Raw genomic sequence first — 14,662 nt, 5'->3', positions numbered from 1 at the left:
GCGTGCCCGCGCCCGGCGGGCTAGGCTGCCGATCATGCTTGTCGCCGCCGCCGTCTGCCCCTGCCCGCCGCTGCTCGTGCCGGAGGTCGCCGCGGGCGCCGCGCCGGAACTCGACGCGGCCCGGGACGCCTGCGCCGACGCCGTCGGCGTGCTCGCGGCCTCCCGCCCCGATCTGCTGGTGGTGGTCGGCCCCGCGCCCACCGGCGCGGACGGTACGTACCACCCCGGTACGCCGGGCTCCTTCCGGGGCTTCGGCGCGGACCTGACCGTACGGCTGGGCACCGGACCGGCCCGGGAACCGGACCAGGAGCCGGCCCGGGAGCTTCCGTACTCCCTGTCCGTGGCCGCCTGGCTGCTCTCCCGCGCGCGCTGGGACGCCTGCCCCGTCGAGGGCGCGGCGGTGACCGAGGACCTGGCGCCGGAGCGGGCGGTGGAGCTGGGCCGGCGCACCGCGACCCGGGCCGGCCGGGTCGCCCTGCTGGTGATGGGCGACGGGAGCGCCTGCCGGGGGGTGAAGGCCCCCGGCTATCTGGACGAACGGGCGGAGGGCTTCGACGCCCTCGCCGCGCGGGCCCTGGGCGCCGCGGACACCGCCGCCCTGAAGGCGCTGGACGCCCCGCTGGCGCGGGAGCTGAAGGCGGCGGGCCGGGCCCCCTGGCAGGTGCTCGCGGGCGCCGCCGAGGACACCTCGGCCGCCGGGCGGCTGCTCTACGACGAGGCGCCCTACGGGGTCGGCTATCTGGTCGCCGCCTGGACCTGAGCCGGTCGCCGCCTGGACCTGAGCCGTCCGGGCCGCGTCCGTGCGGGTGACGTGCGCGACGGCACACACGACTGCGCAGACGACGGCGGAGGGCCGCGGGGTCATCGCCCCGCGGCCCTCCGGCCGTGATCGTGAAAGGCCCCTCGGGCCTCAGGAGGCGGGCGGCGCCGCCGGCGGCGGGGTGCCGCCGTCGTCCTTGTGCGCGATGCGGTCCAGGGCCTCCTTGGCCTTGCCCGTGCCGGACTGGATCTTGTCGCTGTACTTGCCCTTGGTGCGGGCGTCGACCGCGTGAGCGGCCTTGTCAAGGCCCTGCTCGATCTTGCCCCCGTGCTGTTGTGCCAGGTCGGAGACCTTCTCCTTGGCCGGGGCGAGCTTGGCCTTCAGTGTGTCCATGAGACCCATGGGGCACCTTTCCTCGTGGGACTACTGGCGGGCGCCCTCGCCGGCCTCGCGATCCGCCGCGTCCCCGGACGACTGCTGGCGCGGAATCTCCACACCTTCGGGGGCCGCGGTCGAAGCCCCCTCGGCCTTCGCGGCCTCGGTGGTCTCGGCGGCCCCCGTGGTTTCGGTGGGACGCTCCGCGGTCTCCGCCGCCTTCGGGGCGGCCTCGTCCTTCGGGGCCTCGGCCTCGCTGGTGGTGCTGCCGGCTTCGGGCTCCACCTCCAGGGTATCGGGGGTCCTTCCGTCGGCCGGGGTCTGTGCGGCGGGGTCGTCGCCCTTCGACCGGCGGAACAAGCGTGCAAAAACACCCATATCTACTCCATAGCGTACTCGTGTGAGGGGTTGCCGCGCCGTGCCGCGCGGCTGCCCGAAGTGCCTCGTCATCGCCGTGATGGCGTGCCGGCCGGAAAACCGGCGTTCGAGACCTCGCAACAGGCAACGACCCCCCAGCCGTGACGTCACCTCGCTCGTTCGGGGACATCGCCGCGGGTTTGCGAGACTGGGGCGGTGAGAAGCACCCCTCCCGCACCGCGGGTCATCGCCGTCGTCGGCCCCACCGCGGCCGGAAAGTCCGACCTGGGCGTCTTCCTCGCCCAGCAGCTGGGCGGGGAAGTCGTCAACGCCGACTCCATGCAGCTGTACCGGGGGATGGACATCGGCACCGCCAAGCTGACGACGGCCGAGCGCGGCGGGGTCCCGCACCACCTCCTGGACATCTGGGACGTCACCGAGGCCGCGAGCGTCGCCGAGTACCAGCGGCTCGCCCGCGCGCGGATCGACCGGCTGCTGGCCGCCGGGCGCACCCCGATCCTGGTCGGCGGCTCCGGGCTGTACGTCCGGGGCGCGGTCGACGCGCTGGAGTTCCCCGGCACCGACCCGCAGGTCCGGGCCCGGCTGGAGGCGGAGCTGACCGAACTCGGCCCCGGCGCGCTGCACGCCCGGCTGGCCGCCGCCGACCCCGGGGCCGCCGCGGCGATCCTCCCCGGCAACGGCCGCCGCATCGTGCGCGCGCTGGAGGTGATCGAGATCACCGGCAAGCCCTTCACGGCCAACCTCCCCGGTCACGAGAGCGTGTACGACACGGTGCAGATCGGCGTCGACGTGGCCCGCCCCGAGCTGGACGAGCGGATCACCGTCCGGGTCGACCGCATGTGGGAGGCGGGCCTCGTCGACGAGGTGCGGACCCTGGAGGCGCACGGGCTGCGCGAGGGGCTCACGGCCCCGCGCGCCCTCGGCTACCAGCAGATCCTCCGGGCGCTCGCGGGCGAGTGCACCGATCGGGAGGCGCGCGACGAGACCGTGCGCGCCACCAAACGCTTCGCGCGCCGTCAGGATTCATGGTTCAGAAGGGATCCCCGGGTGCATTGGCTCAGTGGTGCCGAGGCGGACCGACGGGAACTTCCCGGACGTGCGCTGGCGTTGATCGAACAGGCCGTCACCGCCTGATCGTCGAACGGGCGGTTACAGCCTGATCACGTGATGGCATCGGGACGCCCTGCCCGTCATGGGGGCGCCCTGGAGCGTGCCATCATCGAGCGACGATCGACTGTGGAGTCCGAGTGGGGAGGGCACGTGGCGATGGAGGCCGGCCCTCACGACACCGACCGGCAGCGGCTGGACCGTCCGGACGCGGCACCCGGGCTGAGCCCGGACGGCCCCGACGCGTCGGAGGAGCAGGACGTCCTGGCGGGCGAGGTCGAGGTCGAGCTGCGCCCCGCGCGCAGGCTCCGCCTCTGGCAGCTCGCCCCCATCGTGATCCTCGCCGTCGCCGGCTCCCTCATGTTCGGCTTCCCTCTCGCCTTCGGCACCGGAAGCTCCGGCTCCGGCCCCGTCGTCGCGATGCTGGGCCTGCTGATCGGCTGCTGTGCCGCGGGGTGGGCCGTCATGGCGGCCCGGCGGGTCGGCCACACCTGGCCGGGACTGCCGCCGCGCGGCTCGGGGGAGCGCCCCGACTGGCGGGTCCTGCTGCTGTACGCGGCGGTGTGCGCGCTCCTGGTGGCGCTCGCCGTCTGGCGCGTGGCCCGGCTGCGCTGAGGGGCCCGCGGGGCCGGCGGTGCGTACAGGCCGCCTGATCCCCGGCCCTCCGGCTGTCCGGTCCTCCGGCTGTCCGGTCGCCCCGTTGTCGTCGCTCGCTCGTACGATGGACGGCGTGAGCACTCCACCGGCCGCGACGCCCGCCCAGCACCCCGCCGTGCCCTTCCTGAAGGGCCACGGCACCGAGAACGACTTCGTCATCGTCCACGACCCCGACAACGCGCTCGACCTGCCCGCGGCCACGGTCGCGCGGCTGTGCGACCGCCGGGCCGGTGTCGGCGGTGACGGGCTGCTCCATGTCGTCCGGTCGGCCGCCCACCCGGAGGCCCGCGCGATGGCGGACCGGGCCGAGTGGTTCATGGACTACCGCAACGCCGACGGCTCGATCGCCGAGATGTGCGGCAACGGCGTCCGCGTCTTCGCCCGCCACCTCCAGCGCGCCGGCCACGCCGGGGCCGGCGACCTGGCCGTGGCGACCCGCGGCGGCGTCAAGCGGGTGCACATCGCCAAGGACAGCGCCCCCGGCGCGGGCGACGGCGACATCACCGTGCTCATGGGCCGCGCGGACCTCCCCGCCGCGACCGTCACCGTCGCCGTCGGCGCCCGCACCTGGCCCACCACCCATGTCGACATGGGCAACCCCCACGCGGTCGCCTTCGTCGCCGACCTCGACCACGCGGGCGACCTCCTCACCGAGCCGTCCTACACCCCGTCAGCCGTCTACCCGGCCGGGGTGAACGTGGAGTTCGCCGTCGACCGGGGCGAGCGCCACCTCGCCATGCGGGTCCACGAACGGGGCTCCGGCGAGACCCGGTCCTGCGGTACGGGCGCCTGCGCCGTGGCCGTCGCCGCCGCCCGCCGCGACGGCCTGGACCCCGCCGTCACCGGCGCCCCCGTCACGTACACCGTGGACCTCCCCGGCGGCCGGCTGCTGATCACGGAGCGGCCGGACGGCGAGATCGAGATGACCGGCCCCGCCGTGATCGTCGCCGAGGGGCATATCGCACCCGGCTTGTTCGCACCATCCCAAACCGTCACGTCATAGAGCTTCGCTCGAATGGGTGATCCGTTTCACGCTCGGCGAGAGGCGGACTGCTCCACGTGGTGGGCTCGATAGCATCAAGGACCGGCCCGGAGGGCGCCTGCCCTCCCTCGCCGGTCGATTGCCGCCCGGAGGAGCCCCCATGAGTGCAGAGGCCGTGAACCCTGGTGCCCACAGCCGCAGACGCGGCCGTCCACGCATCGACCTCCGCCGGCTGGGCCGTGCCGCGCTCCTCGGCACACCCGGCCGGGACCGGCTGCCGGACGCCATCGCGCACATGGCCGACGCCCACCGGGCCCATCACCCCGACGCCGATCTGGCCACGCTCCGCAAGGCGTATCTGCTCGCGGAGTCGTCCCACCGGGGCCAGTTCCGCAAGAGCGGCGAGCCGTACATCACCCATCCGCTCGCGGTCACCCTGATTCTCGCCGAACTCGGCGCGGAGACCACCACCCTGACGGCGTCGCTCCTCCACGACACCGTCGAGGACACCGAGGTGACCCTCGATCAGGTCACCCGCGAGTTCGGCGCCGAGGTCGCCTATCTCGTCGACGGCGTCACCAAGCTGGAGAAGGTCGACTACGGGGCCGCCGCCGAGCCCGAGACCTTCCGCAAGATGCTCGTCGCCACCGGCAACGACGTCCGCGTGATGTCGATCAAACTCGCCGACCGGCTGCACAACATGCGCACCCTCGGCGTGATGCGCCCCGAGAAACAGGCCCGTATCGCCCGGGTGACCCGGGAGGTCCTGATCCCGCTCGCCGAGCGGCTCGGCGTCCAGGCGATCAAGACCGAGCTGGAGGACCTGGTCTTCACGATCCTGCACCCCGCCGAGTACGAGCGCACCCGCCGCCTCATCGCCGAGAACTCCTCGGCGGGCGCGGCGCTCGACGCGATCGCCGAGCGCGTCCGGGCCGTGCTGCGGGAGGCCGGGATCGCCGCCGAAGTCCTCATCCGCCCCCGCCACTTCGTCTCCGTCCACCGCGTCAGCATCAAACGCGGCGACCTGCGCGGCACCGACTTCGGCCGGCTCCTGGTCCTCGTCGGCGAGGACGCCGACTGCTACGCGGTCCTGGGCGAGCTGCACACCTGTTTCACCCCGGTGATCTCCGAGTTCAAGGACTTCATCGCCGCGCCCAAGTTCAACCTCTACCAGTCGCTGCACACCGCCGTCGCGGGCCCGGAGGGGTCCGTCGCCGAAGTCCTCATCCGTACGCACCAGATGCACCGGGTCGCCGAGGCCGGGGTGATCGCCCTCGGCAACCCCCACCCCGCCCTGGAGAGCGCCGAGCCCGCCGACGGCGAGCGCGCCGACCCCACCCGGCCCGGCTGGCTCTCCAGGCTCCTCGAATGGCAGCAGTCCACCCCCGACTCCGACACCTTCTGGAGTTCGCTCCGCGCCGACCTCGCCCAGGACCGGGAGATCACCGTCTTCGGCGCCGACGGCCGTGCCCTGGGTCTGCCGGCCGGCGCCAGCTGCGTGGACGCCGCCTACGCGCAGTACGGCGAACACGCCCACGCCTGTATCGGCGCCCGGGTCAACGGCCGGCTCGCGACCCTGGGCACCGTCCTCGGCGACGGCGACACCGTCCATCTGCTCTTCGCCCAGGACGCCCCCGACGCCGCCGGCGCCCCCGGGGTCCAGGACACCCCCGAGGCCCGGGACGCCGGCTGGGGCCCGGCGCCCGACTGGCTGGAGCACGCCCGTACGCCCGCCGCCCGGATCGCCATCACCACCTGGCTGGAGAGCCATCCCCACGGGGCCGAGGACCCCGCGACCGCCCCCCGCAGGACCGCGCCCGTCACCACCGAGGCCGATCGGCCGGCCGTCGCCAACGCCGTCGTCGACCTCCCCGACGCCACCGTGCGGCTCGCCGGCTGCTGCACACCCGTCCCCCCCGACCCGGTGATCGGGTTCGCGGTACGCGGCGGAGTCGTCACCGTCCACCGCGAGATGTGCTCGGCCGTCGCCCGGATGGCGACCCTGGACCGGCAGCCGATCACCGCCCGCTGGGGCGAGGCCGCCGGCTGCCGGGTCACCCTCGTCGCCGAGTCCTTCGGCCGCCCCCGGCTCCTTGCCGACCTCACCGAGGTCATCGCCGTCGAGGGCGCCGCCATCGTCTCCGCGACCGTCGAGCCGCCCAGCGAGCAGCGGGTGCGCCACACCTACACCCTCGCCCTCCCCGACGCCGCCGGACTCCCTGCCCTGATGCGGGCCATGCGCCAGGTGCCGGGCGTGTACGACGTGAGCCGGAGCCAGCATCCGGCGGCGACCGGCTGACCTCGTTCGGGTGGTTTGGACGCGCGCCCGCGCACCCGGGGCCCACCGGCCCTGATAGCGGTTGTGCATGCTGTCCCACTCCCTGGCCGCTCCGCCCGTCGCCCCCCGGCGACCCCGGAGCTCCCGCGTCCTTCGCCGGATGCGTGCGCTGCTGCTGGCCGGAGCCGCGGCGACCCTGGTGGCCGCCGTGCTGCCGCCGCCCCCGCCCGTCGCGCTCGGCATCGGAGACCCGCTCTTCCCGCTGCTCGGCAACCCCGGCTACGACGTCCTCTCCTACGACCTGGCCTTCACCTACCACGGGAACAACACCACGCCCCTGGACGCCGTCACCCGCATCGAGGCCACGGCGACCGAGCGGCTGGAGCGGATCAACCTCGACTTCGCCCACGGAACGGTCGGCTCCGTGGAGGTCGACGGCCTCCCCGCCGAGTTCGCCACCGTCGACGAGGACCTGGTGATCCAGCCCCTGCTGCCCCTGGAGGCGGGCTCCAGGACACGGATCACGGTGACCCACACCAGCGACCCCCGGGGCGGTACCGGCGGCTGGGTGCGCACCCGCGACGGACTGGTGATGGCCAATCAGGCCGATGTCGCCCACCGGGTCTTCCCCTCCAACGACCACCCCGCCGACAAGGCGTACTTCACCATCAGGGTCACCGCGCCCAGTGAGCTGACCGCCGTCGCCAACGGGGTCCGCGTGGGCCGCCGGCCCGAAGGCGCCACCACCACCTGGGCGTACCGCACCCGGCACCCCATGGCCACCGAACTCGCCCAGGTCGCCATCGGGGCCTCCGCCGTCCCCACCCGCGAAGGACCCGGCGGGCTGCCCGTGCGCGACGTGGTCCCCGCCAAGGACGCCGCCGCCCTGGAGCCGTGGCTCGCGAAGACCCCCGACCAGATCGCCTGGATGGAGGGGAAGGTCGGCCCCTACCCGTTCGAGAACTACGGGGTGCTGATCGCCGACGCCGCCACCGGCTACGAGCTGGAGACCCAGACGCTGTCGCTGTTCGAGCGCCGGATCTTCATCGGGAGCCCGTTCCCCGCGTGGTACGTCGACTCGATCATGGTCCATGAACTGGCCCACCAGTGGTTCGGCGACAGCGTCAGCCCGCGCCGCTGGTCCGATCTGTGGCTGAACGAGGGGCACGCCACCTGGTACGAGGCCCTGTACGCGGAGGAGAAGTCCGGGCACACGCTCCAGGCGCGGCTGCGCGAGGCGTACCGGCAGTCGGACCGTTGGCGCGCCGACGGCGGACCGCCGGCCGCGCCGAAACCGCCCGCCCCCGGACAGAAGATCAGCCTCTTCAGGCCGGTGGTCTACGACGGCAGCGCGCTCGTCCTGTACGCCCTGCGGCAGACGATCGGCCGAGAGGCCTTCGAGCGGTTGCAGCGGGCGTGGGTACGGGAGTACCGCGACGGAACGGCGGGTACGGAGGACTTCGTCCGGCTCGCCTCCGAGACCGCCGGGCGCGACCTGTCGGCGTTCCTCCAGGGGTGGCTGTACGGGGAGCGCACCCCGCCGATGCCCGGCCATCCGGACTGGCGCAGCCTGCCGGTCGCCACGGCCACCGGCGGGACCACCGGCGGCAGGGCCGAGGGCGCGGACACCCGGGGCACCGGCCGGCAGCCCGGCAAGGACACCGCGCACGCCCCTGCGGTACGCCGGTGAGGCCCCCCGCCCGGCCGCCGGGGAAACCCGCGTGACGGGCCCGCCGGCCGCGTGGGACCATCGACGGGTCGGCGACGCCGCCGAGGCCGGTTGCGCCGACTGCGCGGATTCCCCGGGGGATGCCCCACGGGAATCATCCGGCCCCGTCACGCGTTGTGATTGACGAACGGCGCACCGGACCGGCTCCGGGGCGGCGCACCCCCACCCATTCGACGTATCGACGTAAGGATCCAATGACCTCCTCTTCATCCCCTTCCCAGTCCCAGGACGAGCAGAGCTTCGAGCGGACGCGCGCCGAGAGCCTTCGGGCCGATGCCCTGATGGAAGAGGACGTCGCCTGGAGCCACGAGATCGACGGAGAGCGGGACGGCGAGCAGCTGGAGCGCGCCGAGCGCGCGGCGCTGCGTCGTGTCGCCGGCCTCTCCACCGAGCTCGAGGACGTCACCGAGGTCGAGTACCGCCAGCTGCGCCTGGAGCGCGTGGTGCTGGTCGGTGTCTGGACCTCCGGCACCGTGCACGACGCGGAGAACTCCCTGGGCGAGCTGGCGGCCCTCGCCGAGACGGCGGGCGCCCTCGTGCTCGACGGCGTCATCCAGCGCCGTGACAAGCCGGACCCGGCCACCTACATCGGCTCCGGCAAGGCCCAGGAGCTGCGGGACATCGTCCTCGAAACGGGCGCCGACACGGTCGTCTGCGACGGTGAGCTGAGCCCCGGCCAGCTGATCCACCTGGAGGACGTCGTCAAGGTCAAGGTGGTCGACCGGACCGCCCTGATCCTCGACATCTTCGCCCAGCACGCCAAGTCCCGCGAGGGCAAGGCCCAGGTCGCGCTGGCGCAGATGCAGTACATGCTGCCCCGGCTGCGCGGCTGGGGTCAGTCGCTCTCCCGGCAGATGGGTGGCGGCGGCGGTGGCGGCATGGCCACCCGAGGCCCCGGTGAGACCAAGATCGAGACGGACCGGCGGCGGATCCGCGAGAAGATGGCGAAGATGCGCCGGGAGATCGCGGAGATGAAGACCGGCCGCGACATCAAGCGGCAGGAGCGCCGTCGCCACAAGGTGCCGTCGGTGGCGATCGCCGGTTACACCAACGCGGGCAAGTCCTCCCTGCTCAACCGGCTCACGGGCGCCGGAGTCCTGGTGGAGAACGCCCTGTTCGCCACCCTGGACCCCACGGTCCGCCGGGCCGAGACCCCCAGCGGCCGGCTCTACACCCTCGCGGACACGGTCGGCTTTGTCCGGCATCTGCCGCACCACCTGGTCGAGGCGTTCCGCTCCACGATGGAGGAGGTCGGGGACTCCGATCTGATCCTGCATGTGGTCGACGGCTCGCACCCGGCCCCCGAGGAGCAGCTCGCGGCCGTCCGTGAGGTGATCCGGGAGGTCGGCGCGACCGACGTGCCCGAGATCGTGATCGTCAACAAGGCGGACGCGGCGGACCCGCTGGTGCTCCAGCGGCTGCTGCGGATCGAGCGGCACGCCATCGCCGTCTCGGCGCGTACCGGGCAGGGCATCGAGGAGCTGCTGCGGCTCATCGACGACCAGCTGCCCCGCCCTGCCGTCGAGATCGAGGTGCTGCTGCCGTACGCGCAGGGCGGCCTGGTCGCCCGGGTGCACGCCGACGGCGAGGTGATCTCCGAGCAGCACGACGAGGAGGGCACCCTGCTCAAGGCCCGGGTCCACGAGGAGCTGGCGGCGGCGCTCGCGCCGTATGTGCCGGCGGCCCGCTGACCGCCCACCCGTGATCGTGGAGGTGCCCGTACCGAATCCGGTGCGGGCACTTCCGCGTCCGTGGGGTGCGACGCTCCCGCGCTACGGCCCGGCGGATCGCCGGCTCAGCGCCGGATAGAGATCCCGGGCGCCCCCGCCGAGCCGGGGCCCGGCCGGCCAGCCGCCCGTCACCGGGCCGATCGACGTGTTGGAGACCAGCACCGGCGAGCCGTCGGCGCGCGCGGCGAACCAGCCGCCGCCGGAGGATCCGCCGGTCATGGTGCAGCCGATGCGGTGCATCGTCGGGGTGCCAGGCCCTAGGTCGTGTCTTCAAAGTCCCGTCTGCCCGGCGTGCCCTGGCACGGCACCTCGCTGCGTTGTCGTCAGTCGCCGATGCTCCGCATGGACTCCCTCCTCCGCCTTGCGATGCACCGCACCAGACCCCGCCGGGCCCGCCCTCCGGGCGGACGACGCTACTTTGAAGACACTCCCTAGGGACAGCCGGCCCGGCCGGTCCAGGCACTTGTGCATGATCGCGCCGTTGAAGGGCGCGGCGGCGGGATAACCCCAGGCCCCCAGGGCACTGATCTCCCGCGCATCCGGTGCCGCGAAGTCGATGTCGAGCGCGGTGCCCACCGTCTCCTCCAGCGACCGCGCCCCCTCCCGGGGCTTCACCCGCAGGACCGCGTAGTCGTACGGAGCGCCCGCGCCGCCCGTCGGACCGCCCCGGGTGATCCACTCCTGGGAGGTGGACGCCCAGTCGGCCCAGTGGACCCCGTACGGAGCGACTTCCTCCGCCGGTGCCGACGCCAGCTTCTCCGGCGGCCTGCCCTGGTCGTTGTACGCGGGGACGAAGGCGATGTTCCGGTACCAGCCGCCGTCCTTGCCGGCGTGGACACAGTGCCCGGCGGTCCAGACGAGGTTGGACCGCCCCGGGGCGGCGGGATCCTTGACGACGGTGGCCGAGCAGACCATGGCCCCCTGGGGGCCGTCGAAGAAGACCTTGCCCACCGGGGCCGCGTTCCGCTGGTACGGAGGCTCCTCCCGCACCGCCGTCACCGGTCGCGGCTCCGGGTCGCTCACCCCCTGGTCCCCGGCCGTGTCCCCGTCGGCGAGCGTCTGCGCGGGCGGCCTCGCCGAGGTCATCGGCTCGGGCCCCCACAGATCCCGGATCACCGGGTTGACGAAGTCCCGGGCCTCGCGGAGCCAGGTGTCCTCGTCCCAGTCCCGCCAGGCGCCGTCCAGCCAGGCGGACGGGTCCAGGCCGTTCTCCCGCAGCCGTTCGGCCACCTCCGCGGGGAACCCGGCGGCAGTGCCGGCGGCCTCGGCAGCCGCATCGGCGGCGGACTCCTTGACGGCGTTCCCGCCCGTACCGCCGCAGCCGGAGGCGGTGAACACCACCGCCAGGGCGAGCGCGGCGGCGGCCGGCCACGAAATCGTCGGTCGCATGGAACGATCCCCCCTCAGGGTTCGGTCGGAGCCGGCCGCCGGTCCCCGAAGGACCCGGCCCGGGAGCCTATCGGCCGGCGAACTTCCTGCTCACGGCGGTGAAGACCGCCTTCGCCTCCGCGCCGAGCCGCGGCCCGGCGAGCCAGCCCGCCGGCACCGGGCCGATGGAGGTGTTGGAGACCAGCGCGGGCCGGCCGTCACGGCCCCGCGCCACCCAGCCGCCACCGGAGGAACCCCCGGTCATGGTGCAGCCGATGCGGTACATCGTGGGCTGCTCCGACGCCACGGAGAGCCTTCCGGGGTCGTCCGGGCACTGGAACATCCGCTCACCGTCGAACGGCTCCGCCGCCGGATAACCGGTCGCCGTCACCGCCGAAAGATCCGCCGCCCCCGGCGCGTCGAAGTCCACCGGCAGCGCCGAACCGACCGTCTCCTCCAGCGACTTCCCCGAGCCGCCCTTCTCCGGGGTGACATGGATGACCGCGAAGTCGTACGGAGCGCCCCTGCCGCCGTTCTTCTCGCCCTGGGCGATCCACTGCCCGGAGGTCTTCGCCCAGTCGCCCCACCACACCCCGTGCGGGGCGATCTCGCTCTCCGGCGCGGAATCCAGCTCGGCGGTGGGCCGCGCGGCATTGTTGTACGAGGGGACGAAGGCGATGTTCCGGTACCAGCCGCCGTTCTTCCCTGCGTGGACGCAGTGCCCGGCGGTCCAGACGAGGTTGGACCGCCCTGGGTTGGCGGGGTCCTCGACGACGGTGGCCGAGCAGACCATGGAGCCCTCGGGCCCGTCGAAGAACACCTTCCCCGCCTCCGGCGCCCCGGTCCGGTACGGGGCCGCGACCGGCCGCGCCGTCACGGGCCGGGGAGCCGGGTCACTGACCCCGTCGCCGTCCGGGATCCCCCGGCCGACGGGCCGCTCCGGCGGGGTCTCGGCCTTCCGCATCCGGTCCGGGTCCCACAGGTCCTCGATGATCGGGTTGACGAAGTCCTGGGCCTCGCGCAGCCACTGGTCCCTGTCCCAGTTCCGCCAGGCGCCGTCGCGCCACTTCTCCAGGTCGATGCCGTGTTCCTTGAGCCGGTCCGCCAGCTCCTTCGGGATGGTGATCCGGTCCAGCAGGTTCTCCTCGCCGGCCCGCGTCGCGCCCTCGCCCGCGCCCTCGCCCTCCGTGGTGCAGGCGGTGGCGGTCAGCGCGAGCGCGGCGGCTATGGACACCGCGGTCAGGACGGGACGGACGGTTTGCATGTGGTGATCCCCCTGGGGCTTCGTCTTCCGTGCGGCACCCCGCGGCGCGGGCCGTGCCGGCGGGCACCGGCGTGCCGTGAGCACGCGCGGACGTGTGGTCCGGGGAGCCTCCCGGGACCGCCGCGAACCCTACAAGGGGGGGCGCCCTTCCCGGAGCGCGGATTCCCCGGCGCCGGTGCCGATGGGGACGGCACCCGGCGGCTCCACGGTTCCGCCCCCGCAAGGATCTTCGGGCCGACCGTGATCCCCGGCCCGCCGCGTCGTTGGTACACACGGGGATGGATACGGAAGCGGGACCGCGAGCGTTCAGCCCGGCCGGGCGGCGGACGGATCCGTACCGCCGGGGCCGATCCGGAACCGCGCGGACGACGGCCCCGCCGGGTGTCGGCCGACCGCACCGGCCGGCCGGGCCGGAGCGCCGCCGTACCCCGCACCATCCGTACCGCACCGCCGCCGCACGACCGCACCGCTCGTATCGCCCGTACCGCACCACCGACGTACCGAAACACTCCCATACCGCACCGACGTGACCGCTGGAGGACCGACCGCCGTGGCCGTGACCCGATCCGCTCCCGTGGCCCCGGCCGCGCACGAAGGGATTCTGCGCCGCCAGTCGCTGCGCGAGTCCGCGGCCCGAACCTACGCCCGCTCGCTGCCCGTCGTCCCCGTCCGCGCCAAAGGGCTGACGATCGAGGGCGCCGACGGCCGCCGCTACCTCGACTGCCTCTCCGGCGCGGGCGCGCTCGCCCTCGGCCACAACCACCCGGTGGTCCTCGAAGCCATCCGGAAGGTCATCGACTCCGGTGCGCCCCTGCACGTCCTCGACCTGGCCACTCCGGTGAAGGACGCCTTCGTCACCGAGCTGTACGCCACCCTCCCGCCCGGTCTCGCCGACGACGCGCGGATCCAGTTCTGCGGCCCGGCGGGCACCGACGCCGTCGAAGCGGCGATCAAACTCGTCCGGGTGGCGACCGGGCGCAGCGGACTGCTGGCCTTCACCGGCGCGTACCACGGGATGACCGCCGGGGCCCTCGCCGCGTCCGGCGGAGCCTCCGAGGTCAAGGTCACCCGGCTGCCGTTCCCCCAGGAGTACCGCTGCCCGTTCGGCGTCGGCGGCGCTGTCGGCGCCGAACTGGGGGCGCGCTGGACCGAGAGCCTGCTCGACGACCCGTGCGGCGGGGTGGCGGCCCCGGCGGGGATGCTGCTCGAACCCGTCCAGGGGGAGGGCGGGGTCCTGCCCGCGCCCGATGTCTGGCTGCGCCGCATGCGCGCGATCACCGAGGCCCGTTCCATCCCCCTGATCGCCGACGAGGTCCAGACCGGCGTCGGACGCACCGGCGCGTTCTGGGCGGTGGAACACAGCGGCGTCGTCCCCGATGTGATGGTCCTCTCCAAGGCGATCGGCGGCTCCCTGCCGCTGGCGGTGATCGTCTACCGCTCCGCGCTCGACGTCTGGCCGCCGGGGACGCACGCCGGGACCTTCCGGGGCAACCAGCTCGCCATGGCCGCCGGAGCCGCCACCCTCGCCTACGTCCGCGAGAACCGGCTCGCCGACCGGGCCGCGGAACTCGGCGCCCGGATGCGGGCGAGCCTGCGGGAGCTGGCCGCCGCCCACCCCTCGGTCGGTGATGTCCGGGGCCGGGGGCTGATGATCGGCGTGGAACTCGTCGACCCCGAGGCCACGGCCCACGACGACACCCGGCGGCCCCCGCCCGCGCCCGCGCTCGCCGCCGCCGTCCGCCGGGAGTGCCTGGACCGGGGGCTCATCATCGAACTCGGCGGCCGTCACTCCGCCGTCGTACGGCTGCTGCCCCCGCTCACCCTCACCGACGAACAGGCCGTCGCCGTCCTCGACCGCTTCGCGGACGCCCTGGCGGCGGCGGAGAGCGGGGCCCGGCGGGGGCCCGCTGCGGCACCGACGTCCTGACCGGCCCCACCTCCCAAGGAAACCGCTCGTGAACGCCACCCCCGCGCGCCCCGGCCCGTCCCTTCCGCCCGCCGCAGGCCCCGGCCCCGGCCCCGACCCCGACCCCG

12 protein-coding genes and 1 pseudogene are annotated in these 14,662 nt (G+C 74.2%); 8 read left to right on the top strand and 5 right to left on the bottom strand.

Going from position 1 to position 14,662, the window contains the following annotated elements:
* The first annotated feature begins 34 nt into the window (after positions 1-34).
* Positions 35-760, top strand: coding sequence for a class III extradiol dioxygenase subunit B-like domain-containing protein (locus tag SYYSPA8_RS35710; RefSeq protein WP_323451625.1), 726 nt, complete (start codon positions 35-37; stop codon positions 758-760).
* 150 nt (positions 761-910) lie between these two features.
* Here SYYSPA8_RS35710 and SYYSPA8_RS35705 read toward each other — a convergent pair whose 3' ends face one another.
* Both SYYSPA8_RS35705 and SYYSPA8_RS35700 read right to left on the bottom strand, forming a co-directional pair.
* A complete protein-coding gene (locus SYYSPA8_RS35705; RefSeq protein ID WP_323451624.1) occupies positions 911-1,162 on the bottom strand; it encodes an antitoxin in 252 nt (83 codons plus the stop codon).
* 21 nt (positions 1,163-1,183) lie between these two features.
* A complete protein-coding gene (locus SYYSPA8_RS35700) occupies positions 1,184-1,513 on the bottom strand; it encodes a hypothetical protein (RefSeq protein WP_323451623.1) in 330 nt (109 codons plus the stop codon).
* Positions 1,514-1,708: 195 nt separating this feature from the next.
* Here SYYSPA8_RS35700 and miaA point away from each other — a divergent pair, with 195 nt between their 5' ends.
* From miaA to hflX, 6 genes are all read left to right on the top strand, one after another.
* Positions 1,709-2,647 (top strand): tRNA (adenosine(37)-N6)-dimethylallyltransferase MiaA, encoded by a 939-nt coding sequence (gene miaA / locus SYYSPA8_RS35695; protein ID WP_323451622.1) that lies wholly within the window; start codon positions 1,709-1,711, stop codon positions 2,645-2,647.
* 132 nt (positions 2,648-2,779) lie between these two features.
* On the top strand, positions 2,780-3,235 hold the full coding sequence (locus SYYSPA8_RS35690) for a hypothetical protein (RefSeq protein ID WP_323451657.1): 456 nt from the start codon (positions 2,780-2,782) through the stop codon (positions 3,233-3,235).
* A gap of 106 nt (positions 3,236-3,341) precedes the next feature.
* Positions 3,342-4,280: a diaminopimelate epimerase gene (gene dapF / locus SYYSPA8_RS35685; protein WP_323451621.1), complete on the top strand. Its 939-nt coding sequence runs from the start codon at positions 3,342-3,344 to the stop codon at positions 4,278-4,280.
* Positions 4,281-4,419: 139 nt separating this feature from the next.
* Positions 4,420-6,558, top strand: coding sequence for a RelA/SpoT family protein (locus SYYSPA8_RS35680; protein ID WP_323451620.1), 2,139 nt, complete (start codon positions 4,420-4,422; stop codon positions 6,556-6,558).
* Between the two features lie 67 nt (positions 6,559-6,625).
* Positions 6,626-8,227: a M1 family metallopeptidase gene (locus tag SYYSPA8_RS35675; protein ID WP_407706155.1), complete on the top strand. Its 1,602-nt coding sequence runs from the start codon at positions 6,626-6,628 to the stop codon at positions 8,225-8,227.
* Between the two features lie 233 nt (positions 8,228-8,460).
* Entirely contained in the window at positions 8,461-9,957 is a 1,497-nt protein-coding gene (hflX, locus tag SYYSPA8_RS35670) for a GTPase HflX (RefSeq protein ID WP_323451618.1), read from the top strand.
* A gap of 81 nt (positions 9,958-10,038) precedes the next feature.
* On the opposite strand, the pseudogene SYYSPA8_RS35665 reads toward hflX, so the two are convergent.
* The 3 genes and pseudogenes from SYYSPA8_RS35665 to SYYSPA8_RS35655 form a co-directional block, all read right to left on the bottom strand.
* Positions 10,039-10,257: pseudogene (locus tag SYYSPA8_RS35665) on the bottom strand (hypothetical protein); the annotation flags it as partial.
* A gap of 9 nt (positions 10,258-10,266) precedes the next feature.
* Complete coding sequence (locus SYYSPA8_RS35660) at positions 10,267-11,385, bottom strand: trypsin-like serine peptidase (protein ID WP_323451617.1); 1,119 nt, start codon at positions 11,383-11,385, stop codon at positions 10,267-10,269.
* A gap of 67 nt (positions 11,386-11,452) precedes the next feature.
* Entirely contained in the window at positions 11,453-12,628 is a 1,176-nt protein-coding gene (locus SYYSPA8_RS35655; RefSeq protein WP_323451616.1) for a trypsin-like serine peptidase, read from the bottom strand.
* A 550-nt stretch (positions 12,629-13,178) separates the two neighbouring features.
* Here SYYSPA8_RS35655 and SYYSPA8_RS35650 point away from each other — a divergent pair.
* Positions 13,179-14,555: a diaminobutyrate--2-oxoglutarate transaminase family protein gene (locus SYYSPA8_RS35650; protein ID WP_323451615.1), complete on the top strand. Its 1,377-nt coding sequence runs from the start codon at positions 13,179-13,181 to the stop codon at positions 14,553-14,555.
* Positions 14,556-14,662 lie beyond the last annotated feature (107 nt).

Source organism: Streptomyces yaizuensis, from assembly GCF_034961445.1.
GTDB lineage: Bacteria > Actinomycetota > Actinomycetes > Streptomycetales > Streptomycetaceae > Streptomyces > Streptomyces yaizuensis.
This window is presented reverse-complemented; position numbering and strand designations above follow the sequence as displayed.